The sequence below is a fragment of the Pseudomonas sp. D3 genome, assembly GCF_029320995.1.
Classification (GTDB): Bacteria; Pseudomonadota; Gammaproteobacteria; order Pseudomonadales; family Pseudomonadaceae; genus Aquipseudomonas; species Aquipseudomonas paraveronii.
The window spans coordinates 1927786-1953825 of the sequence record NZ_CP119772.1 but is presented as its reverse complement, the minus strand read 5'-3'; the positions used below and the strand labels follow the sequence as shown (position 1 = coordinate 1953825).

General features: G+C 61.9%; 27 protein-coding genes. 13 read left to right on the top strand and 14 right to left on the bottom strand.

What is annotated here, in order from left to right; all coding sequences use genetic code 11:
- Positions 1-230 precede the first annotated feature (230 nt).
- The gene (locus tag P3S72_RS08910) at positions 231-404 is read left to right on the top strand and encodes a PA1571 family protein (protein WP_276197032.1); all 174 of its coding nucleotides are present in this window, start codon (positions 231-233) and stop codon (positions 402-404) included.
- A gap of 56 nt (positions 405-460) precedes the next feature.
- Here the strand turns inward: P3S72_RS08910 and pdxB are convergent, their stop codons facing one another.
- Positions 461-1603 carry a 4-phosphoerythronate dehydrogenase PdxB gene (pdxB, locus tag P3S72_RS08905; protein ID WP_276197031.1) on the bottom strand — a complete coding sequence of 381 codons (1143 nt, stop codon included), beginning with the start codon at positions 1601-1603 and terminating at the stop codon, positions 461-463.
- Between the two features lie 206 nt (positions 1604-1809).
- Between pdxB and P3S72_RS08900 the strand changes: the two genes are divergently transcribed.
- Complete coding sequence (locus tag P3S72_RS08900; protein ID WP_276197030.1) at positions 1810-3204, top strand: MATE family efflux transporter; 1395 nt, start codon at positions 1810-1812, stop codon at positions 3202-3204.
- On the opposite strand, the gene tusA is transcribed toward P3S72_RS08900, so the two are convergent.
- Entirely contained in the window at positions 3201-3443 is a 243-nt protein-coding gene (gene tusA, locus P3S72_RS08895; protein WP_247401514.1) for a sulfurtransferase TusA, read from the bottom strand. The two genes, P3S72_RS08900 and tusA, sit on opposite strands and share 4 nt — an antisense overlap.
- A 36-nt stretch (positions 3444-3479) precedes the next feature.
- The gene (rlmM, locus tag P3S72_RS08890) at positions 3480-4556 is read right to left on the bottom strand and encodes a 23S rRNA (cytidine(2498)-2'-O)-methyltransferase RlmM (protein WP_253394109.1); all 1077 of its coding nucleotides are present in this window, start codon (positions 4554-4556) and stop codon (positions 3480-3482) included.
- Between the two features lie 195 nt (positions 4557-4751).
- Here rlmM and acnA point away from each other — a divergent pair, with 195 nt between their 5' ends.
- A complete protein-coding gene (gene acnA / locus P3S72_RS08885; protein ID WP_276197029.1) occupies positions 4752-7493 on the top strand; it encodes an aconitate hydratase AcnA in 2742 nt (913 codons plus the stop codon).
- 133 nt (positions 7494-7626) lie between these two features.
- Here acnA and P3S72_RS08880 read toward each other — a convergent pair whose 3' ends face one another.
- Together P3S72_RS08880 and cysK are read right to left on the bottom strand one after the other, a co-directional pair.
- Positions 7627-8565 (bottom strand): aspartyl/asparaginyl beta-hydroxylase domain-containing protein, encoded by a 939-nt coding sequence (locus P3S72_RS08880; RefSeq protein ID WP_276197028.1) that lies wholly within the window; start codon positions 8563-8565, stop codon positions 7627-7629.
- Positions 8566-8811: 246 nt separating this feature from the next.
- Positions 8812-9786: a cysteine synthase A gene (gene cysK / locus P3S72_RS08875; protein WP_276197027.1), complete on the bottom strand. Its 975-nt coding sequence runs from the start codon at positions 9784-9786 to the stop codon at positions 8812-8814.
- A gap of 124 nt (positions 9787-9910) precedes the next feature.
- Between cysK and P3S72_RS08870 the strand changes: the two genes are divergently transcribed.
- The 3 genes from P3S72_RS08870 to P3S72_RS08860 all read left to right on the top strand — a co-directional run bounded on the left by P3S72_RS08870 (position 9911) and on the right by P3S72_RS08860 (position 13120).
- Positions 9911-10987 (top strand): DUF748 domain-containing protein, encoded by a 1077-nt coding sequence (locus P3S72_RS08870; protein ID WP_276197026.1) that lies wholly within the window; start codon positions 9911-9913, stop codon positions 10985-10987.
- Between the two features lie 97 nt (positions 10988-11084).
- Positions 11085-11930, top strand: coding sequence for a MoxR family ATPase (locus P3S72_RS08865; protein ID WP_247401493.1), 846 nt, complete (start codon positions 11085-11087; stop codon positions 11928-11930).
- 11 nt (positions 11931-11941) lie between these two features.
- On the top strand, positions 11942-13120 hold the full coding sequence (locus P3S72_RS08860; RefSeq protein WP_276197025.1) for a VWA domain-containing protein: 1179 nt from the start codon (positions 11942-11944) through the stop codon (positions 13118-13120).
- 168 nt (positions 13121-13288) lie between these two features.
- Here the strand turns inward: P3S72_RS08860 and P3S72_RS08855 are convergent, their stop codons facing one another.
- The 3 genes from P3S72_RS08855 to P3S72_RS08845 are packed head-to-tail and all read right to left on the bottom strand — an operon-like array spanning position 13289 to position 15641.
- Positions 13289-14203, bottom strand: coding sequence for a biotin-dependent carboxyltransferase family protein (locus P3S72_RS08855; RefSeq protein ID WP_276197024.1), 915 nt, complete (start codon positions 14201-14203; stop codon positions 13289-13291).
- Positions 14200-14904 (bottom strand): allophanate hydrolase subunit 1, encoded by a 705-nt coding sequence (locus P3S72_RS08850; protein ID WP_276197023.1) that lies wholly within the window; start codon positions 14902-14904, stop codon positions 14200-14202. The genes P3S72_RS08855 and P3S72_RS08850 overlap by 4 nt, the downstream gene beginning before the upstream one ends.
- The gene (locus P3S72_RS08845) at positions 14901-15641 is read right to left on the bottom strand and encodes a 5-oxoprolinase subunit PxpA (protein ID WP_276197022.1); all 741 of its coding nucleotides are present in this window, start codon (positions 15639-15641) and stop codon (positions 14901-14903) included. The genes P3S72_RS08850 and P3S72_RS08845 overlap by 4 nt, the downstream gene beginning before the upstream one ends.
- A gap of 175 nt (positions 15642-15816) precedes the next feature.
- Here P3S72_RS08845 and P3S72_RS08840 point away from each other — a divergent pair, with 175 nt between their 5' ends.
- Complete coding sequence (locus tag P3S72_RS08840; protein ID WP_276197021.1) at positions 15817-16731, top strand: LysR family transcriptional regulator; 915 nt, start codon at positions 15817-15819, stop codon at positions 16729-16731.
- A gap of 123 nt (positions 16732-16854) precedes the next feature.
- On the opposite strand, the gene P3S72_RS08835 is transcribed toward P3S72_RS08840, so the two are convergent.
- The 3 genes from P3S72_RS08835 to P3S72_RS08825 are packed head-to-tail and all read right to left on the bottom strand — an operon-like array spanning position 16855 to position 18749.
- A complete protein-coding gene (locus P3S72_RS08835) occupies positions 16855-17397 on the bottom strand; it encodes a DUF2937 family protein (protein ID WP_017848756.1) in 543 nt (180 codons plus the stop codon).
- 11 nt (positions 17398-17408) lie between these two features.
- Complete coding sequence (locus P3S72_RS08830; RefSeq protein ID WP_276197020.1) at positions 17409-18185, bottom strand: class II glutamine amidotransferase; 777 nt, start codon at positions 18183-18185, stop codon at positions 17409-17411.
- A gap of 30 nt (positions 18186-18215) precedes the next feature.
- Positions 18216-18749 (bottom strand): MFS transporter, encoded by a 534-nt coding sequence (locus P3S72_RS08825; protein ID WP_276197019.1) that lies wholly within the window; start codon positions 18747-18749, stop codon positions 18216-18218.
- A 21-nt stretch (positions 18750-18770) separates the two neighbouring features.
- Here P3S72_RS08825 and P3S72_RS08820 point away from each other — a divergent pair, with 21 nt between their 5' ends.
- On the top strand, positions 18771-20825 hold the full coding sequence (locus P3S72_RS08820) for a S9 family peptidase (protein ID WP_276197018.1): 2055 nt from the start codon (positions 18771-18773) through the stop codon (positions 20823-20825).
- Positions 20826-20872: 47 nt separating this feature from the next.
- On the opposite strand, the gene P3S72_RS08815 is transcribed toward P3S72_RS08820, so the two are convergent.
- Positions 20873-21151 (bottom strand): hypothetical protein, encoded by a 279-nt coding sequence (locus P3S72_RS08815; RefSeq protein ID WP_276197017.1) that lies wholly within the window; start codon positions 21149-21151, stop codon positions 20873-20875.
- Between the two features lie 78 nt (positions 21152-21229).
- Here P3S72_RS08815 and P3S72_RS08810 point away from each other — a divergent pair, with 78 nt between their 5' ends.
- The 4 genes from P3S72_RS08810 to P3S72_RS08795 all read left to right on the top strand — a co-directional run bounded on the left by P3S72_RS08810 (position 21230) and on the right by P3S72_RS08795 (position 23438).
- A complete protein-coding gene (locus tag P3S72_RS08810; RefSeq protein ID WP_247406490.1) occupies positions 21230-21916 on the top strand; it encodes a hypothetical protein in 687 nt (228 codons plus the stop codon).
- A 60-nt stretch (positions 21917-21976) separates the two neighbouring features.
- Positions 21977-22351 carry a YajD family HNH nuclease gene (locus P3S72_RS08805; protein WP_048725827.1) on the top strand — a complete coding sequence of 125 codons (375 nt, stop codon included), beginning with the start codon at positions 21977-21979 and terminating at the stop codon, positions 22349-22351.
- A 200-nt stretch (positions 22352-22551) separates the two neighbouring features.
- Positions 22552-23019, top strand: coding sequence for an RNA methyltransferase (locus tag P3S72_RS08800; RefSeq protein ID WP_247406491.1), 468 nt, complete (start codon positions 22552-22554; stop codon positions 23017-23019).
- 68 nt (positions 23020-23087) lie between these two features.
- Positions 23088-23438, top strand: a complete 351-nt coding sequence (locus tag P3S72_RS08795) for a DUF2892 domain-containing protein (RefSeq protein WP_276197016.1) — start codon at positions 23088-23090, stop codon at positions 23436-23438.
- Between the two features lie 131 nt (positions 23439-23569).
- Here P3S72_RS08795 and P3S72_RS08790 read toward each other — a convergent pair whose 3' ends face one another.
- On the bottom strand, positions 23570-24790 hold the full coding sequence (locus P3S72_RS08790; protein WP_276197015.1) for a hypothetical protein: 1221 nt from the start codon (positions 24788-24790) through the stop codon (positions 23570-23572).
- A gap of 13 nt (positions 24791-24803) precedes the next feature.
- Positions 24804-25253: a YcgN family cysteine cluster protein gene (locus P3S72_RS08785; RefSeq protein ID WP_276197014.1), complete on the bottom strand. Its 450-nt coding sequence runs from the start codon at positions 25251-25253 to the stop codon at positions 24804-24806.
- A gap of 153 nt (positions 25254-25406) precedes the next feature.
- On the opposite strand from P3S72_RS08785, the gene P3S72_RS08780 reads away from it, so the two are divergent.
- Complete coding sequence (locus P3S72_RS08780; protein ID WP_276197013.1) at positions 25407-26000, top strand: nitroreductase family protein; 594 nt, start codon at positions 25407-25409, stop codon at positions 25998-26000.
- The last annotated feature ends 40 nt before the right edge of the window (positions 26001-26040 follow it).

Below are 26040 nucleotides of genomic sequence, written 5' to 3'. Positions count from 1 at the left end.
GATAGGAACCTGCAGATAACATTGGGGGAACTTGGGTAAATAACAATGAGTCAGGTTAATTATGCCCGCCCACCCTGCGCCCTAGAGGTTATCGGTCTAACGCCCGTCTGGAAATTTGTAACGGTTTCTGGTGGACTGGGTATTCGAAGCGATGATCTTGCAAGGAGTTGTAACAGCTTGGTCACGCAGGGGGGTTAAAGTTGGTACACAACCTGATGAGGAGACAGGCCATGACCTTGCAAAACAGCAGCGATGCCAAGATTGAAGTAATCCGCCAACCGCAATACCTGCCTTGCTCCGTCATCGACGCCCAAGGCCGCGAAGTGCAGATTACCGAAGAGATGATCCAGCAAGCGTGCCGTGAGCTGGAACAGCGACTGGTCAAGCCTGCCCCGCAAGGCTGAAGTGTCCACGCTCTTTCAGAACCGGCCTTGATGGCCGGTTTTTTGTGGACTCGTTCCTACAACAGTTCAGCGCCCAATGCCTCAACGATGCCCGACAACCGCGCCGATTGCCCATGGATGCGCACCTTCAAGCCATCGATCTCACGGCGCTCCGGATAATGCTTGCGCAGCAGGTCGAATGCCTTGCGTTGCTCATCCACCGTTCCCACGAGGCTGCGACGGAAATCCGCATCGTCGCGACGCGGGTCGTACACGCTGCGGCATAACGTCGCCAGCGCCCAGGCCGGGTCGGTAGACGCATTCAAGTGGACCTCGGCCAGCCACGGCGGCGGCAGCAAATCGCTCAATTCAATCGCGGGCTCCTGACCCAGATGCGCACAAAACGCCTGGTAGATCTGCGCCGTGCCACGCTGCTTGCCATCCAGGCTGTAACCGGCGATATGCGGAGTGGCCAGCACGCAGAGGTCGGCCAGGTCGACATCCACTTCGGGCTCGCCTTCCCACACATCCAGCACCGCTTGCAGGTCTTCACGCTCCAGCAACGCGTCGCGCAGGGCGGCGTTATCCACCACCGGGCCACGGCTGGCGTTGATCAGCCAGGCACCGGGCTTGAGGCGGTTTAGGCGGTCGCGATCGAGCAAGTGCCAGGTGGAACCATTGCCGGACTTGGTCAACGGCGTGTGCAGGCTGATCACGTCGCATTGCTCGATGATCTGCTCCAGGCTGACGTAGTCAGCGTCTTCGGCGATCTGCCGGGGCGGGTCGCAGACCAGCACGTTCCAGCCTAGGCCCTTGAGCACCTTGACCAGGCGCCCGCCCACTTCACCGGCGCCGACGACACCGTAAGTCCGCTGATTGAGGTCGGCCCCTTCGATTTCGGCCAGGGTCTGCAAGCTGCCCAGCACATAGTCCACCACGCCACGGGCATTGCAGCCGGGCGCGCTGGACCATTGAATGCTGGCCCGCTTGAAATAATCGAGGTCCAAATGATCGGTGCCGATGGTGCAGGTGCCGACAAAGCGCACCTTGGAACCTTCGAGCAAGGCTCGGTTGACGTTGGTCACCGAGCGCACCAGCAGCACATCAGCCTGTTCGACGGTGGCGCGGTCAATGGAACGGCCGGGCACCCGGCGGATTTCGCCAAATCCTTGGAAGAAAGCATCGAGTAGCGGAATATTTTCGTCGGCAACAATCAGCATGGCAGGCTCCTTTGGCGGATCAGCAGTGTACAGGGATGCGATCGGTGTTCCACCGCAGATCGAAGGTGGTAGCCGGCTTGCCAGCGCCCACAGGGAATTGCGCTGCCTGGAAGATTGCTTACAAATCGTTAACACAGGTTTTTTCCTGACCGCTGTGTCAACGCGTAGAATCCGCCGTCCTGCGCTCTTTTCTTGGACATCTGTACGTGAACACTGCCACCGCCACCCTCACCCGTCCCGCCCGCATCAGCCGGGAAGTGCGCGGCCTGATGAGACTCGCCCTGCCGATCATGATCGGCCAACTGGCAACCACCGCGATGAGCTTCGTCGATGCGGTGATGGCCGGACGCGTCAGCCCGCAAGACCTGGCGGCGGTGGGCCTGGGCAATTCGATCTGGATTCCGGTGTACCTGCTGATGACCGGTACCTTGCTGGCCACCACGCCGAAAGTCGCCCAGCACTACGGCGCCGGCCAGCACAGCGAGATCGGGCCGCTGGTGCGCCAATCCCTGTGGCTGGCGGTGGTGGTCGGCATCACCGCGTCGCTGTTACTGCTCAGCGCCGAACCCATCCTGCACGCGATGAAGGTTGAACCCGACCTGATCAAACCTTCCATGGGCTACCTGCACGGCATCGCTGCGGGCATGCCGGCCGTTGCGGTGTATTACGTGTTGCGTTGTTTCAGTGATGGCCTGGGCCGCACACGACCGAGCATGGTCATGGGCCTGTGCGGGTTGGCGCTGAATATCCCGCTGAACTACATCTTCATCTATGGCCATTTGGGCGTGCCGGCCATGGGCGGAGCGGGCTGCGGCTGGGCCACGGGCATTGCGATGTGGGTGATGATGCTCGGCCTGGCAGGCTGGACGCGCTGGGGGCCGGCGTACCGGAGCAGCGAACTGTTCAAGCGTTTCGATTGGCCGCAATGGGCGGTGATCAAGCGCGTATTGGGCATTGGCCTGCCGATCGGCATCGCGATCTTTGCCGAATCGAGCATCTTCGCGGTGATCGCCCTGCTGATCGGCAGCCTGGGCGCCACGGTGGTCTCCGGCCATCAGATCGCCCTGAACGTCAGCTCCCTGGTGTTCATGATCCCCTACTCCCTGAGCATGGCCGTCACCGTGCGCGTCGGCCAGGCCCTCGGCCGTGACCAGCCGCGCGAAGCGCGCTTTGCCGCCGGCGTCGGCATGGGCACAGCGCTGGTATATGCCTGCCTGTCCTGCAGCCTGATGCTGTTGTTCCGCGAACAGATCGCGACGATCTACACCCCGGACCCCGTGGTGATCCACCTGGCGTCGACGCTGATCGTGTTTTCAGCGCTGTTCCAGTTTTCCGACTCGATCCAGGTCACCGCCGCCGGTGCGTTGCGCGGCTATCAGGACACCCGGGTGACCATGGTGCTGACCCTGTTTGCCTACTGGGGCGTGGGGTTGCCGGTGGGTTACGCCCTGGGGCTGACCGACTGGCTGGGCGAGCCGAGCGGCCCCAGCGGTTTGTGGCAGGGGCTGATCGTGGGCCTGAGCTGCGCGGCGGGGATGTTGCTGGTGCGCCTGGCGCGCAGCGCACGCCGACGCATTCGCCGGGACAAGGCGCGGAGTTAAGCGGACTTCTTGCGAATCCAGTACAGGTACGTACCGGCCTGCTCCTGCTGAGCCACCAGTTCGTGGTCGAGGAACACGCAGAACTTGGGAATATCGCGGCGGGTCGACGGGTCGGTCGCGATCACCTTGAGCAGACCGCCAGGCGGCAGGTCGCGGATGTGCTGGTGCAGCATCATCACCGGCTCCGGGCAGTTGAGGCCCGTGGCATCAAGGGTGCCGTCGACGGCGGTGTCGGTCATATCGCTCATTGATTACTCCTGCAGCAGGCGCTCAGTTTAACGGGCCTTGGTTTTCTTCACATCTACCAGGCGGCGCAGGTGGCAGGTCACTTCTTCGCGGTCGTGGTACAGCTGCTTGCAGCCGATCTCCACGCGAATACCACGCGCCTTGAAGCCGTCTTCGATGCGCTCGAGCAAACGCTTGACCTCGGCGTAACGCTGTTTCATCGGCAGTTTCAGGTTGACCACCGCTTCACGGCAATAACCTTCGCCGATCCAGGTTTCCAGCAAGGCGGCGTTGCGTGCCGGTTTTTCGACGATGTCACACACCATCCAGTCCACCGGCTGCTTGGGCACGAAGGTGAAGCCGTCGGCCATCAAATGCTGCACCAGGCCAGTGTCCATCAGGCTTTCGGCCATGGGTCCGTTGTCGATGGCGGTCACCAGCATGCCCCGGTTGACCAACTGCCAGGTCCAGCCGCCGGGCGCGGCGCCCAGGTCGACGCCCGTCATGTCGCCGTGCAGGCGCTCGTCCCACTGGTCGCGGGGAATGAAGTGGTGCCAGGCCTCTTCCAGCTTCAGGGTCGAGCGGCTAGGTGCGTCGCGGGGGAATTTCAGGCGCGGGATGCCCATTGGCCACATCGCCGAGTTGTTCGATTCGGCCAAGCCGATGAACGCTTCGCGACCGCTCTTGAAGGTCAGCAGCAGGCGTGGCTTGCTCGGCTCGTCCACCAGCTTGCCGGCGTTGAGCAGGGCTTTGCGCAGGTGGACTTCGAATTTCTTGCAGAAATTCGACAGTTCCTTGCCGTCGTTGGTGTCGACCATCTCCAGCCACAGGCTGCCGCACACCGGAAAATCGCGCAGGTGCGCGAGGATCACGCTGATGCGGTCGGTTTCCGGCAGGTCGATGAACACCCCACGTGCCCATTGTCGCGGGAAGATCAGCTCGGCAAAACGCTGGCCGTGCATCAGGCGCTGGGCGCCATCTTCTTCGGTGCAGACAAATTCGGCGCAAGCGCTGCCGGTCTTGGCCTTGGCGTAGCCAGAAACGTTCAGGCGCGCGGCGTGTTCCGCGATCTCGGAACAGACCTCGCCTTCAAAACCCGGGCGGCAGTGCATAAAAAGGGTGTTCATCAATTCTCCTGGCGACTCAACGGACGTGCGCTATCGCAATGTCTGTCATGAAAACGCGCGCATGATAGCTGACTTCGGAACCTTGGATCTGTCCATAGAGTCCAGTAATTAGCCAGCTACTGAAAACAGCGCTAGTTTGATAGCTCCGTTCGTCCCGTCAGGTCCGTAGCCGTGCGGACCATAAGGAGTCATGTAATGTCATCCATTGATAGCCTGAGAACCCTTAAAACCCTGCAAATCGACGACAAGACTTATCACTATTTCAGCCTGCCCGAAGCCGCCAAGAGCCTGGGTGACCTGGATAAGCTGCCGATGTCCCTCAAAGTGCTACTGGAAAACCTGCTGCGCTGGGAAGACAACAAGACCGTCACCGGCACCGACCTCAAGGCCATCGCCGCCTGGCTCAAAGAACGCCAGTCCGACCGCGAGATCCAGTACCGCCCGGCCCGCGTGCTGATGCAAGACTTTACCGGGGTGCCCGCCGTGGTCGACCTGGCCGCCATGCGCGCCGCCATGGCCAAGGCCGGTGGCGACCCGCAACGCATCAACCCGCTATCGCCGGTGGACCTGGTGATCGACCACTCGGTGATGGTCGACAAGTTCGGTACTACCGGCGCGTTCGAGCAAAACGTCGACATCGAAATGCAGCGCAATGGCGAACGCTACGCCTTCCTGCGCTGGGGCCAAAGCGCCTTCGACAACTTCAGCGTGGTGCCGCCGGGCACCGGTATCTGCCACCAGGTCAACCTCGAATACCTCGGCCGCACCGTGTGGACCAAGGATGAAGACGGCCGTACCTACGCCTTCCCCGACACCCTGGTCGGCACCGATTCCCACACCACCATGATCAACGGCCTCGGCGTGCTTGGCTGGGGCGTGGGCGGGATCGAAGCGGAAGCGGCGATGCTCGGCCAGCCGGTGTCGATGCTGATTCCGGAAGTGATCGGCTTCAAGCTCACCGGCAAACTGAAAGAAGGCATCACTGCCACCGACCTGGTGCTGACCGTCACCCAGATGCTGCGCAAGAAAGGCGTGGTCGGCAAATTCGTCGAGTTCTATGGCGACGGCCTCGCCGACCTGCCCCTGGCGGACCGCGCCACCATCGCCAACATGGCTCCGGAATACGGCGCAACCTGCGGCTTTTTCCCGGTGGATGAGGTAACCCTGGACTACCTGCGCCTGTCCGGCCGCCCGACGCAGACCGTCAAACTGGTCGAGGCCTACACCAAGGCCCAGGGCCTGTGGCGCAACGCGGGCCAGGAGCCGGTGTTCACCGACAGCCTGGCCCTGGACATGGGCAGCGTCGAAGCCAGCCTCGCGGGGCCGAAACGCCCGCAAGACCGCGTGTCGCTGCCAGATGTCAGCCAGGCGTTCAGCGACTTCCTCGACCTGCAATTCAAGCCGACCAACAAAGAAGAAGGCCGCCTGGAAAGCGAAGGCGGTGGCGGGGTCGCCGTGGGCAATGCCGACCTGGTGGGCGAGGCCGACTATGAAGATGACGGCCAGACCTATCGCCTGAAAAACGGCGCCGTGGTCATCGCCGCCATCACCTCCTGCACCAACACCTCCAACCCCAGCGTGATGATGGCGGCCGGGCTGGTGGCGAAAAAGGCCGTGGAAAAAGGCCTGACCCGCAAACCCTGGGTGAAAACCTCCCTGGCCCCCGGCTCCAAAGTAGTCACCGACTACTACAAGGCCGCCGGCCTCACTCAATACCTGGACAAGCTCGGCTTTGACCTGGTGGGTTATGGCTGCACCACCTGCATCGGCAACTCCGGACCGTTGCCCGAGCCGATTGAAAAAGCCATCCAGAAAGCCGACCTGGCCGTGGCGTCGGTGCTGTCCGGCAACCGCAACTTCGAAGGCCGCGTACACCCGCTGGTGAAAACCAACTGGCTGGCCTCGCCGCCGCTGGTGGTGGCGTATGCGTTGGCCGGTACGGTGCGCATCGATATCAGCCGCGAACCGTTGGGCAACGATCAGCAAGGCAATCCGGTGTACCTGAAGGACATCTGGCCGAGCAGCCAGGAAATTGCCGAGGCCGTCGCCCAGGTCAGCACCAGCATGTTCCACAAGGAATACGCCGAGGTGTTTGCCGGTGACGCACAGTGGCAAGCGATTGAAGTGCCGCAGGCCGCGACCTACGTGTGGCAGAAGGACTCCACCTACATCCAGCACCCGCCGTTCTTCGACGACATCGCCGGCCCGCTGCCGGTGATCAAAGACATCAACGGTGCCAACATCCTGGCCCTGCTGGGCGATTCGGTGACCACCGACCACATCTCCCCCGCCGGTAACATCAAGGCCGACAGCCCCGCCGGTCGCTACCTGCGCGAACAAGGCGTGGAACCGCGTGACTTCAACTCCTACGGCTCACGCCGGGGCAACCATGAAGTGATGATGCGCGGCACCTTCGCCAATATCCGTATCCGCAATGAAATGCTCGGCGGCGAGGAAGGCGGCAACACGCTGTATATCCCCACCAGCGAGAAAATGCCGATCTACGACGCGGCCATGAAATACCAGGCATCCGCCACACCGCTGGTAGTGATTGCCGGCCAGGAATACGGCACCGGCTCAAGCCGCGACTGGGCGGCCAAGGGCACCAACCTGCTGGGGGTCAAGGCGGTGATCGCCGAGAGTTTCGAACGGATTCACCGCTCCAACCTGGTGGGTATGGGCGTGCTGCCCTTGCAGTTCAAGCTGGACCAGAACCGCAAGGCGCTCAATCTCACTGGTAAGGAGAAGATCGACATCCTCGGTTTGACCGCTGTGGAGATCGTGCCGCGCATGAACCTGACCCTGGTGATTACCCGTGAGGATGGCAGCAGCGAGAAGGTCGACGTGCTGTGTCGGATCGATACCCTCAATGAAGTGGAATACTTCAAGGCCGGGGGCATTCTGCACTATGTGCTGCGCCAGTTGATCGCCAGCTAAAGGTCGCTGGAGGCCAAATGTGGGAGGGGGCTTGCTCCCGATGGCGGTGAATCAGGTACAGTTATTCAACCTGACACACCGCCATCGGGAGCAAGCCCCCTCCCACATTTTTGACCGAGCTCAACCTTTCAGATCAGCCGAAGAGCCACTTCCACAGCAGTACCAAGACGACAACCGCCAGCACCGGCCGCGCAATGCGGTAGGCCTTGGGATGCTTGCGCTTCCACTGCTTGACCACACCGCTGATCTTGTCGCTGAACGACTTGCTCCAGGCATAGGCCTGGTTGATGCCGCCGACGCGTTCGTCATCCAGGTTCTGCGGCGCGGTGGCGCGGCCCAGTTGCGCGCTGACCCAGCGGTTGACGCGGGTCATCAGGGGACTGCTCAGGGGGCGCTCGATGTCGCAGAACAGGATCACGCGAGTCTTTTCAGTCTCGTTCTTTACCCAGTGTACGTAGGTCTCGTCGAACATCACGTCTTCACCGTCGCGCCAGGCGTATTCCTGACCATCGACGAAGATGCGGCAGTCGTCGGAGTTCGGCGTGGACAGCCCCAGGTGATAACGCAGGGAGCCGGCAAACGGGTCGCGGTGCGGGTTGAGGTGACTGCCGCCCGGCAACAGCGCGAACATCGCGCCCTTGACGTTGGGGATGCTGCTGACCAGCGCCACGGTTTTCGGGCACAGGGCCTCGGCCGACGGCAGCGGTTTGTCGTACCACTTGAGGTAGAAACGCTTCCAGCCCTTCTTGAAGAACGAACCGAAGCCGGCGTCGTTATTCTTTTCAGCAGCGCGGATGTAACCCTCGTCGAACAGGTGCATGGCCTCTTCGCGGATCACTTCCCAGTTGTCCTTGAGCACGTCCAGTTCCGGGAACTTGCTGCGGTCCAGGTACGGCTTGGACGGCACCGCCGAGAACAGGTACATCAAGGCGTTATACGGGGCAAACAGCGCCGAGTGGTTGACGAACTGGCGCAACATCGGCAAACGGGCCTTGCCGCGCAGGTGTACGTAAAGCGTACTGCCGATAAACACCAGCAACACCGACAGTTTGGCGGCCAAAGAAAAGGTCATGCAGCAACTCCTGGAAATAAGCGCCTGGCCAACAACCTCCCGTCGAGGGGAAACCAGACGTAGCAGCCGGCCATGATAAACACTTGGGCCATTATGCAGAAGGCCTTGGCCGACCGGCTGACATACATCAAACCTTGTGGCGAGGGAGCGTGCGCCCGCTGGACTGCGCAGCAGTCTCACTCTTTTAAACAACGTACAGGGCCACTTCGCGCCCCAGCGGGAGCAAGCTCCCTCGCCACATGTGCATCAAGCCTGGTTTTCTTGATCGGTAAACAAATCACTGAACAGCATGCTCGACAGGTAGCGCTCGCCGGAGTCCGGCAGGATCACCACGATGGTCTTGCCCTGCATTTCCGGCTTCTCGGCCAGGCGCACGGCGACCGCCATGGCCGCGCCGCAGGAGATCCCGCACAGAATCCCCTCTTCCCGCATCAGGCGCAGGGCCATGGCCTTGGATTCTTCGTCGCTCACCAGTTCCACGCGGTCGATCATCGACAGGTCGAGGTTCTTCGGCACGAACCCGGCGCCAATGCCCTGGATCTTGTGCGGGCTGGGCTTGATCTCTTGACCCGCCAGCGCCTGGGTGATCACCGGCGACACGATCGGCTCGACGGCCACCGACAGAATCGGCTTGCCCGCGGTGTTCTTGATATAGCGTGACACCCCGGTAATCGTGCCGCCGGTGCCCACGCCCGCCACCAGTACATCTACGGCACCGTCGGTATCGTTCCAGATTTCCGGGCCGGTGGTTTTTTCGTGGATCGCCGGGTTGGCCGGGTTTTCGAACTGCCCCGGCATATAGTAGCTGGCCGGGTCGCTGGCGAGGATTTCCGCAGCTTTGTCGATTGCGCCCTTCATGCCCTTGGCCGGCTCGGTCAGCACCAGTTCGGCGCCCAGGGCCTTGAGCACTTTGCGGCGTTCGATGCTCATCGACGCAGGCATGGTCAGCAACAGCTTGTAGCCACGGGCGGCGGCGACAAACGCCAGGCCGATACCGGTGTTGCCCGAGGTGGGTTCGACAATGGTCATGCCTGGCTTGAGTTTGCCGGTGCTTTCCGCGTCCCAGATCATGTTTGCGCCAATGCGGCACTTCACCGAATAACCCGGGTTACGCCCTTCGATCTTGGCCAGGATTGTCACGCCGCGCGGTGCGATGCGGTTGATCTGAACCAGGGGCGTGTTACCGATGGAGTGCGCGTTGTCTGCAAAAATGCGGCTCATAACGGGTCCTTGAGGCGGTTTGAAGAAAGCCCCAAGGGTATGCCTCGTCTTCCAAAGCGTCCAGTCAGAGGAACGTTGGCAGCATCACAACAGTCAATCTCCTACACGCACGGAGATCTGCCCCATGAAACGTCGCTACAGTTGGCCGATTTGGACCATCGCTACGCTGGTGGTGGTGCTGGTTGCGCTGGACCTCGCCCTGCCCTACCTGGTGCGCAACTACCTGAATGACAAGCTCGCCGACATGGGCGACTACCGCGGCCAGATCACCGATGTGGACCTGGCCCTGTGGCGCGGCGCCTACCGGATCAATGGGCTGCAGATCGTCAAAGTCGACGGCAAGGTGCCGGTGCCCTTCGTCAAGGCGCCGTTGATCGACCTGTCGGTGAGTTGGCATTCGCTGTGGTACGACCGTGCCGTGGTGGCCGAGGTCCAGTTCATCCAGCCCGAGCTGAACTTTGTCGACGGCGGAGCCAACAAAGCGGCGTCCCAGACCGGTCAGGGCACCGACTGGCGCGCGCAACTGAGCAAATTGTTGCCGATCACCCTTAACGAAGTGCGCATCCAGGACGGCAAGATCGCCTTCCACAACTTCAGCTCCAAGCCGCCGGTGAACATCAATGCCACCTCGGTTAACGCCAGCGTCTATAACCTGACCAATGTCGTTGACGTCAAAGGCAAGCGTGACGCCAGCTTCGACGGCAAAGCCCTGCTGCAGGGCCAGGCGCCGCTGGAAGCCACCGCCACTTTTGACCCACTGAGCAATTTCGAAGACTTTGAATTTCGCTTTCGCGCACGCGATTTGCAGCTCAAGCGCATGAATGACTTCGCCTCGGCCTATGGCAAATTCGACTTCAAGGCCGGCACCGGCGACGTGGTAATCGAAGCCCAGGCGCAGAAAGGCCAACTGACCGGCTACATCAAGCCGCTGCTGCGTGATGTGGAAGTGTTCGACTGGCAGCAGGACGTGCAAAACAAGGACAAGAACATCTTCCGCTCGATCTGGGAAGCCGTGGTCGGCGCCAGCGAAACCGTGCTGAAGAACCAGAGCAAAAACCAGTTCGCCACCCGTGTTGAGCTGAGCGGCAGCGTACACCAGCAAGACATCAGCGCGTTCTCCGCGTTTTTGCAGATTTTGCGTAATGGGTTCATCCAGGCATTCACTGCACGGTATGAACAGCCCAAGCCATCGGCGGATTAAGCTGACCGGCCATTCAGAGACTGAATAACCCGTCTGCGTTCACAGTCGCCGGGGCCGCACGGTATAGTCGGGCATTGATGAATTCGAGGAATGACCGATGAAGTTCGAAGGCACCCCGGCCTACGTTGCCACCGATGACCTGAAACTGGCCGTCAACGCTGCCATCACCCTGGAGCGTCCGCTGCTTGTCAAGGGCGAGCCGGGCACCGGCAAGACCATGCTCGCCGAGCAACTGGCCGAATCCTTCGGCGCCAAGCTGATCACCTGGCACATCAAGTCCACCACCAAGGCCCACCAGGGCTTGTATGAGTACGACGCGGTCAGCCGCCTACGCGACTCGCAGTTGGGCGTGGACAAGGTGCACGACGTGCGCAACTACCTGAAGAAGGGCAAGCTCTGGGAGGCCTTCGAGTCCGAGGAGCGGGTGATCCTGCTGATCGATGAAATCGACAAGGCCGACATCGAGTTCCCCAACGACCTGCTGCAAGAACTCGACAAGATGGAGTTCTACGTCTACGAAATCGACGAGACCATCAAGGCCAAGAAGCGCCCGATCATCATCATCACCTCCAACAATGAAAAAGAGCTGCCGGACGCGTTCCTGCGCCGCTGCTTCTTCCATTACATCGCCTTCCCCGACCGCACCACCCTGCAAAAAATCGTCGACGTGCATTACCCCAACATCAAGAAAGACCTGGTCAGCGAAGCGCTGGACGTGTTCTTCGACGTGCGCAAAGTCCCGGGCCTGAAGAAAAAGCCCTCCACCTCCGAACTGGTCGACTGGCTCAAGCTGCTGATGGCCGACAATATCGGCGAAGCGGTATTGCGCGAACGCGACCCGACCAAGGCCATCCCGCCCCTGGCCGGTGCGCTGGTGAAGAACGAGCAGGACGTGCAATTGCTCGAGCGCCTGGCGTTCATGAGCCGTCGCGGTAACCGATAAGGGCGCCTGCCATGTTGCTCAACCTGTTCAATGAAATGCGTGCCGCAAAAGTGCCGGTATCGGTGCGCGAGCTGCTCGACCTGATCAACGCCCTGAAACAGCGGGTGACCTTCGCCGACATGGACGAGTTTTACTACTTGGCCCGGGCGATCCTGGTCAAGGACGAACGCCATTTCGACAAGTTCGACCGCGCCTTCAGCGCCTATTTCAACGGCCTGGAAAAACTCGACGAGCACCTGCAGGCGCTAATCCCCGAAGACTGGCTGCGCAAAGAGTTCGAACGCTCGCTGAGCGACGAAGAACGCGCACAGATCCAGTCCCTCGGCGGCCTGGACAAGCTGATCGAGGAATTCAAGAAACGCCTGGAAGAACAGAAAGAGCGCCACGCCGGCGGCAACAAGTGGATCGGCACCGGCGGCACCAGCCCGTTCGGCTCCGGCGGCTACAACCCGGAAGGCATCCGCGTCGGCGATGCGGGCACGCGCCAGGGCAAGGCGGTCAAGGTTTGGGAGCAGCGCGAGTACAAGAACCTCGACGACCAGGTGGAACTGGGCACGCGCAACATCAAGATCGCCCTGCGCCGCCTGCGCAAGTTTGCACGCCAGGGTGCAGCGGAAGAGCTGGATATCGACGGCACCATTGACCACACCGCCCGCGATGCCGGCTTGCTGAACATCCAGATGCGTCCGGAGCGGCGCAACACCATCAAGCTGCTGTTGCTGTTCGACATCGGCGGTTCGATGGACGCCCATGTGAAGACCTGCGAAGAGCTGTTCTCCGCGTGCAAGACCGAGTTCAAGCACCTGGAGTACTTCTACTTCCACAACTTCGTGTACGAGTCGGTATGGAAGAACAACCAACGCCGCACCTCGGAGCGCACCTCCACCCAGGACCTGCTGCACAAGTATGGCGCCGATTACAAAGTCATCTTTATCGGCGACGCGTCGATGGCGCCGTATGAAATCACCCAGGCCGGCGGCAGCGTCGAGCATTGGAACGAAGAGCCTGGGTATGTGTGGATGCAGCGCTTCATGGCCAAGTACAAGAAGCTGATCTGGATAAACCCGTACCCCAAGGACACTTGGGGCTATACGGCGTCGACCGCGATTGTGCGGGAGCTGGTCGAGGATCAGATGTATCCGTTGACGCTGCGCGGGCTGGAAGAAGGCATGCGGTTTCTTTCCAAATAAACCGATATCTCCCATTCAACCCAACACCAATGTGGGAGGGGCGGTGCGACGATTCGACTTGCCCCCGATAGCAGTGTGTCAGTCAATACATCAGTGACTGAACCACCGCCATCGGGAGCAAGTCGAATCGTCGCACCGCCCCTCCCACAGTTTGGATTTCAGTGTTCTTCAGGCGGCGGTGAACCGCTGCAAAAAGTCCACATGCTGCCTATGCGCCGTTTCCTGCACCACCGGCGCCAACCGCACCTTCTCCCCCGGCACACACTGCGCCAGCCGCGCCAGTGCCAACGGCGTCAACGCTCCCAGGCGCGGGTAGCCGCCGATGGTCTGCCGGTCATTGAGCAACACAATCGGCTGCCCGTCCGGCGGCACCTGGATCGCGCCCAGCGGGATCCCCTCAGAGATCAACGACGGCCCTTGGTATTCAAGCGGCGTGCCCAGCAAGCGCATGCCCATACGGTCGGCGCGGCTGTCGAGGGTCCATTCGGTGTTGAACGCATCGAACAGACTCTGCCCGCTGAACTGGCCGATCTGCGCGCCGATAATCACATCCAACGGCGCCTTGGCCGGCAGGCTTGGGGTGCTGAGCACTTTCATCGCCCCGCCACCACCGGAATAAGCCAGCCGCCCGCCTTGCGCCAAGGGTTTGCCGAAACCGTCCAGCCCGCCGAGTGCCTCACGCACAACGGTGGCACAGCTACCCAGCACCTGCGGCGCATCAAACCCGCCCGGCGCCGCCAGGTAGGCCCGCGCGCCGCTGAACGGCTGGGTAAAGCGCAGCCGCTGGCCCTTTTGCAGGATAAAACTGCGCCCGGGGCTGATGGCGCGCGCATCGATGTAGGCGCCCAAGTCCGCACCGGCCAAGGCCAGCAGGCAATAATCCTCGGCCTGCACGGTAAAACCGCCCAGGGTGATTTCCACCACCGGCGCATCCAGGGCGTTGTCCAACAGCCAATTGGCCCAGGACATCGACACCCAATCCAGCGCGCCGCCCTGAGTCACGCCCAGGTGTCGCACGCCAAAACGGCCGGTGTCCTGCAACAGGCACAGCGGGGTGCTGGCCTCAATGATCAAGCCGCTCATGCCTGCGCCTCCAACGGCGCGTCATCGCCACCCAGCTTGATGAATTCGGCGTGGTCGACCGCCTCGAAGCGCACCGTATCGCCGGGCTGCATCAGGCTGTAACCGTCGCGGTCGCGCTCGAACAGCTGGGTCGGGGTGCGACCGATCAGGTTCCAGCCGCCGGGAGAGACCACTGGGTAGGCGGCCGTTTGCCGCTCGGCGATGCCGACACTGCCGGCCGCCACGCGCTTGCGCGGAGTGTTGAGCCTGGGGGTGGCGAGGCTTTCATCCACCAGCCCCATAAAGGCAAAACCGGGGGCAAAGCCGAGGGCGAAGACCTGGTATTCGTGGCCGCTGTGGCGGCGGATCACCTCATCGACCGCCAGGCCACTGCGCTGGCTGAGCAAGGTCAGTTCGGGCCCGACGCTCAGGTCGTACCACACCGGCAGCACATGGCAGTGGCCGCTGCCCTGGGCCTGGGGTTGCAGGTCGGTGAGGGCCTGGGCGATCAATTCCCGCGACTGGGCCGGGTTCAACACGGTGAGATCGTAATGCACCATCAAGGTGGTGTAGGACGGCACCAGGTCCACCAACGCCGCGCCAAACCCTTGCCGCAGACGCTGGGTAGCGGCAAGCATCCACGGCATATTGGCTTCGGCGATCACCTCAAACAGACGCACCATCAAGCAGTCGATGGCCACCACTTCGATGCGTGGCTTCATTGGCACTTCAACGCCTCGCGAATGCGCTGCACGGCGGCGACCGAACTGGCGTTATCGCCATGCACGCACAGGGTATTGGCCCGCAGGACCAAAGGGCTGCCGTCGCTGGCGGTCAAGGGTTCGCCACGGGAAATGGTCAGGGATTGCTGGATGATGGTCTCGGTATCGTGGTGTACCGCGCCCGGCAATTGGCGGGAAACCAGATGGCCCTTGTTGTCGTAGGCGCGGTCGGCGAAGGCCTCGAACCACAGGATCACGCCGTATTCGTCGCCCAGCGCCTGGGCCGCACGGTTGTCACGGGTGGCTAGCAGCATCAGCGGCAGGTCGCCGTAAGTGGCGACAGCCTGGATCACTGCACGCAACTGCGCGGGATTGGCCATCATGTCGTTGTACATCGCGCCATGGGGTTTGACGTAGCTGACCCGTCCGCCCTGGGCGCGGCAGATGCCGTCGAGCGCGCCGATCTGGTAGTGCAACAGGTCCTGGATTTCCTCAGGCGTGTAGGCCATGGAACGGCGACCAAAACCTTGCAGGTCCTGATACGCCGGGTGCGCACCGACCAGCACACCATGCTTGAGCGCCAGGCTGACGGTCTTGCGCATGATGCCCGGGTCGCCGGCATGGAAGCCGCAGGCCACGTTGGCGCAATCAATGAACGGCATAACCTCGGCGTCCAGACCCAGGGTCCAGTTGCCAAAACTTTCGCCGATGTCGCAATTTAATAGCAGGCGGCTCACGCTGGTTACTCCTGTAGGCTTTGTTTTTTTGTAGTGTGGGATCTTTTACGCAAGACTCGCAACTTGTCCTGACACCCCAACGACGCTTATCGTGGAACGGCTCGATTTTTGGCGTTTGCCCGGTGCGGCGTCCAACTAATAAAAACCGATCCATGCATAAGAAAAAGTTGATCCCATGAATTTGAAGTTCCTCGAAACCTTCGTCTGGGTGGCCAAGCTCAAGAGTTTCCGCCTGACCGCCGAGAAACTGTTCACCACACAGGCCTCGATCTCCAGCCGCATCGCCGTGCTGGAGAGCGAACTGGGGGTGAAGCTGTTTCTGCGTGATTCGCGCGGCGTCAGCCTGACGCCGGAAGGCTTGAAGGTACTCGATTACGCCGAGCAAATGATGGTGACCATGCAGGGTTTGAAACAGTCCCTGGAGACCACCAGCAGCAAGGTCGGGCGAATTCGTATCGGTGCAATGGACACGGTGATCCACACCTGGCTGAGCCCGTTGGTCGCCGAATTGATGGACCATTTCCCACGGGTGGAAATCGAGTTGGTCGCCGATACCGCACTCAACCTCAGCGACCAACTGCAAAAAGGCTTCCTCGATCTGATCCTGCAAACGGACCTGCTGCGCCTGGAAACCGTGCGCAGCCTGGAACTGGCCAGCCACCCCATGGCCTGGATCGTCGCCAGCCAGTCGATCTACAACCGCAACTACGCTTCCCTCGCCGAACTGGCCCAAGAGCGCATCATCACCTACTCGAAAAATTCCCACCCGCACCAGGATGTCTTGAGCCTGATGCAGGCCAACGGCGTCGCGGCACCGCGTATGAACTGCGTGAATTCGGTGTCGGCCATTACCCGCTTGCTGCGCGATGGTTTCGGCATTGGTGCACTGCCGCCTGTGTTGGTGCGCGAAGAGCTGGCGCGCGGGGAACTGGTGATGCTGCCGATGGCGCAGAAACTGCCGAATTTGCAGGTGGTGGTGTCGTGGCGCGTGGGGGTAGAACTGGTGGAGGAGATTGTGGGGCTGTGCCAGAAGGTCGTTGCCCGCTATGCCGAGGAAGTCGGCGAAGAGCGGATGGTAATGAGCAACTGAAGGAACTCAATCCAAATGTGGGAGGGGGCTTGCCCCCGATAGCAGGGTGTCAGTCAGCCTATTTTTAGCTGACCCACCGCTATCGGGGGCAAGCCCCCTCCCACATTGGATTTGTATCAGTCTTCAGAGCCCCTTGAGGTCGCGCTCTTCGATCGGCCGGCTCTGGCGTAGACGCTTGCCGCCCAACACCACCCAGTCGATCAAGCGGAACAGGCACTCCAGGCCGAACGACAACAACATCGCGCCGCCCAGGCCCCAGCCCATGGCTTCGGGGGTCAGCAGGATCTGGTAGCTGTAACCGTTCCAGGTTTCCAGGCGGATCGCCGGGTCGGCCGCCACCGCCACCTGCAGGGCGCGGATGTACCAGGGGCCTTGCATGGCCTGGAATTGCTTGTCCAACGCCAACTGGCGATCCAATAACGTGCCGAGGCTATTGGCATCGCTGCGAAACACCGGGTCGTCGCTGGCGCGGTAGTGGGCGACCAGGGCCTGCAAGTCGCCGTTGAAGAACTGTTGCGCGGTGGATTCAAAGCCGCGCAGGCCGGTCTGGGCCTCGATCAGATGGGCTTCGACGCGCTTGGCGTAGTCATTGATAAAACCCGGCACTTGCACACCGACCAACAAGCCAATGGCAAACAACACCAACCGCAGATAGCTGAGCAACATAGTCGACTTCCTTACTCGGTAATGCCCTGGCTGACGCATTCACCGCGCCGCCACAGGCTCCACTGGCCCGGTTCGTAGCGAGTCCAGTTTTCGTTGTCGGTCAGCGGTTCGGTGGCAATCACCGTGACCACATCATTAGGCGTTGTTTCGGCCTGAAAATCGACGATCACGTCGACATCTTTCAAACGCGCCGGGCCAAACGGCGCGCGTCGGGTGATCTGCGCCAGTTTGGTCGAGCAGTAGCAAAACAACCAATCACCGTCGCTGAGCAGGCAGTTGAACACACCTTTGCTGCGGTATTCGGCGCAGGCAGCGACCAGGTCCGGCAGCATCTGTTCGATCTCCACCGGCTCCGGGAACGCCTCGCGGACCCGGTTGAGCAAGTCGCAGAACGCCGCTTCGCTGTCGGTGTCGCCCACCGGGCGGTAAAACGTGGCGCGTGGGTTGAAGCCCGCCAATTGACCGTTGTGCGCAAAGCACCAGTTACGCCCCCACAGTTCGCGCACGAACGGGTGGGTATTGGACAGGCACACCTTGCCCACGTTGGCCTGGCGGATATGGCCGATCACCACTTCACTTTTGATGGGATAACGCTGCACCAACAACGCGACTTCCGACTCGCTGCTCGCGGCCGGGTCCTGGAACAGGCGCAAGCCGCGGCCTTCATAGAAGGCGATGCCCCAACCGTCGCGGTGGGGGCCGGTACGCCCACCGCGCTGCATCAGCCCGGTAAAGCTGAACACGATGTCGGTGGGGACGTTGGCACTCATGCCCAATAATTCACACATGCCAGGGCTCTCGCTGCAGGGCAGACAACGTTAAAGGCGCGGTTCGACCCGCATACCGCTCACAGGCGCGGGGCGACGGAACGGCTCGTCATCCTCTTCCGGCTCGGCGGCCAAGGCCGCATCGACCGCAGCCTTGCGCTCACGGCGCGCCTTGGCGGCGCGCTCGATGGGCCAGCGTATCAACACAAACACGAGGTACACGCCAAAAGCGATCATCGTGTACATGAACAAGTCGGAGACGGCCCGCCAGGCGTTATTGCCGACCTTGAGCACCAGGTCCAACGCGGTAATCGCCACAGCGGGCGCGAACTGGGTCTTGACCGGGTCGACGACGGTCGGGCTCAACAGCAGCACGGCCATCAGTAATTGCAGTGGCTCGCGCAACCAGCGCCAGATCCAGCGGGTCATGCGCCACCACACCAACAAGCAGCCCAAAGCGGCGAAGGCGTAAAGGCCCCAAGCGGTCAGATAGTCGTTCTCGGTCATGGTGTCCATGGCAAGGTAGGCAAACAGGCCGCTATGATAACGGCTTTTGCGTGTCGCGGCTGCAATGCCTGCCACCATCCTCCAGACAGAGAGTGATCCATGCCGTCATCGACCCACATCACTGCCGCCCCGATTGCCCGCAAGGCCACGGGCCAGGACCCTTACGCCTGGCTGCAAGCGCGTGACAGCGCTGAAGTCATGGATTACCTCAAGGCCGAAAACGCCTGGCAGGAAGCCCAACTCGCCGAGCAACAGGCGCTGCGTGAAACCCTGTTCGAAGAGATCAAGGGCCGCATCCTCGAAACCGACCTGTCGCTGCCCTCCCCCTGGGGCCCGTACCTGTATTACACGCGCACCACCGCCGGCGACGAATACGCCCGCCACTACCGCTGCCGCCGCCCGGCCGATGACAGCAGCCTGGTGGATGACAGCAGCGAAGAGCTGTTGCTCGACCCCAATGCGTTGGCCAACGGCGGCTTTTTCTCCCTCGGCGCGTTCAGCATCAGCCCCGACCACCAGCGCCTGGCCTACAGCCTCGACACCAGTGGCGAAGAGATCTACACCCTGTACGTGAAGGAATTGGCCACCGACAAAGTCAGCGAACTGGCGTTCGACAACTGCGACGGCAGCATGACCTGGGCCAATGACAGCCTGACGCTATTCTTCGGCGAGCTGGACGACACCCATCGCCCGCACAAACTCTACCGCTATCGCCTGGACGGCACGGCAGCGCAGGAAGTGTTCCACGAGACCGACGGGCGTTTCTTCCTGCACTGCTACCGTTCCAGCTCCGAGCGCCAGTTACTGGTGGCCCTGGGCAGCAAGACCACCAGTGAAATCTGGGCGCTAGACGCCGACCAGCCGCACCTGGACTTCACCTGCCTGGCGCCACGGGTCGAAGACCACGAGTACGACGTCGACCACGGCCAGCTCGACGGCGCGTGGACATGGTTTATCCGCAGCAACCGCGACGGCATCAACTACGCGCTGTTCGTAGCCGCCGACACCGGCCGCGTGCCGACCCAAGCCGACTGGCAAAACCTGATCCCCCACAGCGATGAGGTAATGCTCGACGGCGTGAGCCTGAACGCCAGCGCCATGACCCTGAGCCTGCGCATTGGCGGACTGCCGGTCATCGAAGTGCATCCCCAGGGTCTGCCGACCTACCGCGTGGAATTGCCTGACGCCGCCTACAGCCTCTACGTACAAAACAGCCTGGAATTCCCCAGCGACAAGATCCGCCTGCGCTATGAAGCGCTGAACCGCCCGGCCCAGGTGCGCCAGCTGGAACTGGCCAGCGGTGCACAACAGGTGCTCAAGGAAACCCCGGTACTCGGCGTGTTCAACGCCGACGATTACGTCAGCCAGCGTTTGTGGGCGACCTCCGCCGATGGCACCCAGGTGCCGATCAGCCTAGTGGTCAAGCGCGACCAGCTCGGCAAGCCGACGCCGCTGTACCTCTACGGCTACGGCGCCTACGGCCAGAGCCTTGATCCGTGGTTCTCCCACGCCCGCTTGAGCCTGCTGGACCGTGGCGTCGCGTTTGCCATTGCGCACGTGCGCGGCGGCGGTGAGCTGGGCGAAGCCTGGTATCGCAATGGCAAGCAGGAACACAAACAGAACACGTTCAGCGACTTCATTGCCTGTGCCGAACACCTGATTGCACAGGGTTTGACCAGCGCCAAACAGCTAGTAATCAGCGGCGGCAGCGCCGGCGGCCTGTTGATCGGCGCGGTGCTCAACCAGCGGCCGGAGCTGTTCCAGGCGGCGATTGCCGAAGTGCCGTTTGTCGACGTGCTCAACACCATGCTCGACCCGGACCTGCCGCTGACCGTCACCGAGTACGACGAGTGGGGCAACCCGCAAGAACCCGAGGTCTACGCCCGCATCAAGGCGTATGCGCCGTATGAAAACGTCCGCGCCCAGGCCTACCCGGCCCTGCTGGTGATTGCCGGCTACAACGACAGCCGCGTGCAGTACTGGGAAGCGGCCAAGTGGGTGGCCAAGCTGCGCGACACCAAGACAGACGACAACCTGCTGCTGCTCAAGACCGAACTGGGGGCCGGCCACGGCGGCATGAGCGGGCGTTATCAGGGGTTACGTGACGTAGCGCTCGAATATGCATTTGTGTTCAAGGCGCTGGGGTTGGTTTAGCAGCTTTGTACGGTGGTCCCGTCTGAACACTGGACCGCCCTACCGTGTTAACCGCCGGGCGTCTTTGGCTTGCTGTCGTTCGGCGGTACACCGGGGACCGTCTGGTCCTTCGGTGGCGCAGGTAACACGATGGGCACCAACGGCGGCGAGCCGTTCGTCTTGGGCACGGCCGGCGGGGTGACTTGCGGATACAGCGTCGGGGTGGCGGTGCCCGGCGCGCCAGGGGTTGGTGTCGGCGCAACCGGTACGGTTTGCAACTCCTGAGCCTGCACCGCACCCAATGTGAGCGCGCCGAGCACAATGACCGTTAGAATGCTGCACTTCATCGATGGCTCCATGGCCTGACCGGAATGTCGTAAGGCTACTCCCAACCGCGCAAGAATGCCCTTCCCAATGAGATTTCCATGAAACGTTTCGTTCTGCTGGACACCACCCCGATCCCCGACAACGGCGGTGCTTTGTGCCTGTTCGAATACGGCGAGGATTTTGTCATCAAGATCCAGGGCGGCGACGGCGGCCAGTTGATGAACACGCGCATGCATGGCTCCGAAGACGCGCTGGCGGAAATTCCTTGTCGCAAAGTCGCCGGCCGCCCCGGTTCGCGGGTATTGATCGGCGGGCTGGGCATGGGCTTTACCCTCGCGTCGGCCCTCAAGCACCTGGGCAAGACCGCCGAAGTGGTGGTGGCGGAGTTGGTGCCCGGCGTCGTGGAATGGAACCGCGGCCCTTTGGGCGAAAAGGCCGGGCGCCCATTGCTCGACCCGCGCACCGTGATCCGCATGGAAGACGTGGCAAAGGTGCTGCAAGCCGAGCCCCACGGCTTTGATGCGATCATGCTCGACGTAGACAACGGCCCCGAAGGCCTCACGCAAAAAGCCAACAGCTGGCTCTACTCCGCCGGTGGCCTGGCCGCCTGCGCCAAGGCCCTGCGCCCCAAGGGCGTGCTCGCGGTATGGTCGGCCAGCGCCGACAAGCTGTTCAGCGACAAGCTGCGCAAGGCCGGCTTCAAGGCCGAAGAAGTGCAGGTGTTCGCCCATGGCAACAAGGGCACGCGGCACACCATCTGGATTGCGGAAAAGCTCAAGGGCTAATTGCGCCGCGATTGGCTAGAATCAACCTTATCCGTGAACCACCCAAAGACAGGAGCCATGATGAGCTCGACCAACCCGCCCTCCCACACCGCCAAGCTGGACCGCATCCTCGCCGATGCCCAGCGCGACCGGGAAATGGGCTACCGCGACAAAGCCCTGAAAATGTACCCCCACGTGTGCGGCCGCTGCGCCCGTGAATTCGCCGGCAAGCGCCTGAGCGAACTGACCGTACACCACCGCAACCACAACCATGACGACAACCCCCAGGACGGTTCCAACTGGGAGTTGCTGTGCCTGTACTGCCACGACAACGAGCACTCACGCTACACCGACCAGCAGTACTTCAGCGAAGGCTCCACCAGCAGCCCGACGATCGCCAAGGCCACGCACAACCCCTTTGCTGCGTTGGCAGGGTTGATGAAGAAGGACGACTGAAGCGCGTCGCTGCCTGTCCCGGCCGTCTTCGCGGGCAAGCCCGCTCCCACCCTCGACCGTATTCCAGAGAATGGACACGGACCAATGTGGGAGCGGGCTTGCTCGCGAAGACGGCAGCACTAGCGACACACCGCTCGATAGCGACAACAGCCCGACCAATCCCCGTATAATCGCCGCTTTTCTCCAAGGCACCCTTCCCCGTGGGCAATAAACGCTACAGCTGCATCGGTCTGTATAACCCCAAATCCCCCGAAAACGTCGGTTCGGTGATGCGCGCCGCCGGCTGCTACGGCGTGGCCTCGGTGTTCTACACCGGCAAGCGCTACGAGCGCGCCCGGGATTTCATCACCGACACCAAGAAGGTCCACCACGACATTCCGCTGATCGGCATCGACGACCTGAAAAAAATCCTGCCGCTGGGCTGCATCCCGGTCGCCGTCGAACTGGTGGAAGGCGCCCGCCCACTGCCTGAATACACCCACCCCGACCGCGCGCTGTACATCTTTGGCCCCGAAGATGGCTCCCTAGACAAAGAGATCCGCGACTGGTGTGAAGACGTGGTGTATATCCCGACCACCGGCTGCATGAACCTCGCCGCCACCGTCAACGTGGTGCTCTACGACCGCATGGCCAAGGGCAATAACACCCGCTCGGGCCCCAAGTACTGATTTTTCGGGAACATCCGGCGCCTACACACAGTCAGTTGCGTATCACTAGCCCTTGTTGGAGACAGACCATGAGCGACAGCAAAACCCTACGACCTATCATTGAATCCACCCCGTTCCAGGCCCGCCCTACACAGAACGTACACGGCTGGGAGCGCATCGGCTCGGTCGCCGGCGGCGTGATGATGGTCGGCAAAGGCCTGCGCCGTGGCGGGATTTTCGGGCTGCTTCAGGTGGCGATTGGCGGCGTAGCGTTGGCGCGTGGTTTTACCGGGCACAGTTCGCTCAAAGACAAGCTGGAACAAGGCCGCCAGGAAATGAACAGCGTGCGCACGAAAATCGAGCGGGCCGGCGAAGCGTTGAAAAACCTGAAGACCAAGGCGCAAGTGGGGGCCGAAAAGGCCACAAAAACCACCGTCTGAGCCAAGTCTTCTGCCTGTTGGTGATCCACATGTGGGAGGGGGTTTGCTCCCGATAGCAGAGTGTCAGTCGCCACCTACAGTGACGCAACCAGCGCTATCGGGAGCAAGCCCCCTCCCACCTTTATTCTGGGTCAGCGCAACAGCTTGGAGTCCAGCACCAGCGACGACTCGCCGATAATGCTCTCGGCCAACTGCACGAACGCCCGGGTGTTTATGCTGTTCGCACGCATCACCGCTTGCGCGAGATCATCCAGGGAGCGCTTGTTGTGGGTTTTCACGCGGATCTCGCGATCCAGCTCCTGCATCACCACCACCGCCCGCGCCACGGTTGCGCCGCTGACGTGCTCGCCGCGCAAGGTGGTGACATCCTTGCCTTCGCGGGTCAGCCGCGCCTGTATCGCCGCATAACGCTCATCGGTGATCCCGCCGCCACGGCGCAGCAGTTCGATCGCGTAATACTCCGTCAGGCCTTCGCCGATCCAGTCGCTGGTGTCATGGTTGTTGAAGCGGCCAATGGCTTGCACCACTTCGCGGATCAACGGGCTGCTGCCGTTTTCACTGACCAGCGACGTGCGGCTGTTGAGGTAGATCGAGTCGCGTGCCGAAAAGGCGCCACGGCGCATCGGGTCGCTGGCGCCGACGATCAATAGCTTGGCGGGGTGACGCGGGAACGCGGCTTCCACCTGCGGCCAGACGAAGGTCAGCAACGTCAGCACATCCATACGACGCATGGCCTGGCCCTTGGGCGAGGCCACGGTGACATCGGTTTCCCCCAGGCGCACCCGGCGGCTGCCGAGGTTACCGGCGAGCATCCAACCGGTGGGCCGGTCGAACAGGCGGGAGACGTTGTCGATCCGGAAGGTGTGCTTGCCGATACGCGGCCAGGCGGTTTCGACGCTTTTCCAGCCGGTTGGCAGCTCGAACACCAGGCGCGAGACCAACTCGACGCCGTCCTGCTGGTCGAGGTGCGCGGTTGGCACCAAATCTTCCCCGCGAAACAGCGCCCAGCTCGGCGTTATCCGCGCGTCATAGGCACCCGGCTTGCGCGCATGGCTGAGGCGTACACGGTAGGTCAGGCTGGCCTTGTCGGCGCTAGGTTGCCAAAGGCCGCGATGGCCACTGACTGTCCATTGGCCGTCGGCCTGGAAATCGCTGTAGTCACCGTCGCGACCCAGCTCGAAATCCAGGCTGCGCACCGCCGAACCCTGGGACAGACTCACGCGCACCTGCGCCTGATCGCTCTGGGGCAGCAGTTTGACGTGATAGTCCAAGTCGACTTTCTTCGCGCACCACGCCGGCGTGCTCAGCGCCAGCAACACCAGGCTCGCCGCCAACTGGGTCAGCCCCCTCATACTCACTCCTTGTTCAGCCCGCGCGGAAGATCAGGTAATCCTCCCAGTCGTCTTCGGGCACGCTGCCTTCGGCGAGCATGCGTCCGGACTGGGAAATGCGTTCGTGATGCACGGCATCACGGTCGCCGCAGACCAGGTGATGCCACAGCGGCAAGTCCTTGCGCTCGCTGACCAGGCGGTAGCCGCAGGTGGGCGGCAGCCACTTGAACTGGTCGGCATGGCCCGGGGTGAGCTGGATACAGTCGGGCACCGACGCGCGGCGGTTAGGGTAATCGGTACACTGGCAGGTTTTCAGGTCGAGCAGTTTGCAGGCGATGCGCGTGTAATAAACGCTATTGTCGTCTTCATCCTCGAGCTTTTGCAGGCAGCACAGGCCACAGCCGTCGCACAACGACTCCCACTCCTCCTGATCGAGGTGTTCAAGGGTTTTGCGTATCCAGAAAGGTTCGACTTTGGCGGCCATGGCTCTACATCAGTATCGGTAGGTGAAAAGGCCGTCAGTCTAGTGCCCAAGACCACTGCGGCCAAGCGCTTACGACTGGCGGTGTTACAAGACTTGTCAGTCTAGCGGGGGCGCAGTAGCTTTGGGCGCCGAATTGACAATCAGGAACTGCCCATGAGCACCAACCCCCGCGCTGCCGATTACCCGATCAACCCCCAGTTCACTGACCGCTGGTCGCCCCGCGCCTTCACCGGCGAGAGCATCCCGCAGGAAACCCTGCTGAGCTTTTTCGAAGCCGCGCGCTGGGCGCCATCGGCCTATAACTCGCAGCCCTGGCGTTTCCTCTACGCGCGCCGGGACACGCCGGACTGGGAGCGCTTCCTGGGCTTGTTGAACGAATTCAACCGCAACTGGGCGCAGCATGCGTCGGCCCTGGTGATCATCGCCTCGAAAACCGACTTCATCGCCCCCGGCGCCACCGAAGAAACTCCGGCGCTGTGGCACACCTTCGACACCGGTTCGGCCTGGGGCTACCTCGCGCTACAGGCCAGCCTCAGCGGCTGGCATACGCATGGCATGGCCGGCTTCGATCAGGAACTGACACGCAAGGCGCTGAAGATTCCACAGGGTTATGCGCTGCATGCGGCGGTCGCGATCGGCAAACTGGGCGACAAGTCGACCTTGCCCGAGTACCTGCAAGGCCGTGAGACGCCAAGCCCGCGTAAGCCATTGAGCGAACTGGTGTCGGAGGGTGACTTCAGCCTCTGAAGCTGAGGCGATACCCAATGTGGGAGTGGGCAAGCCCGCT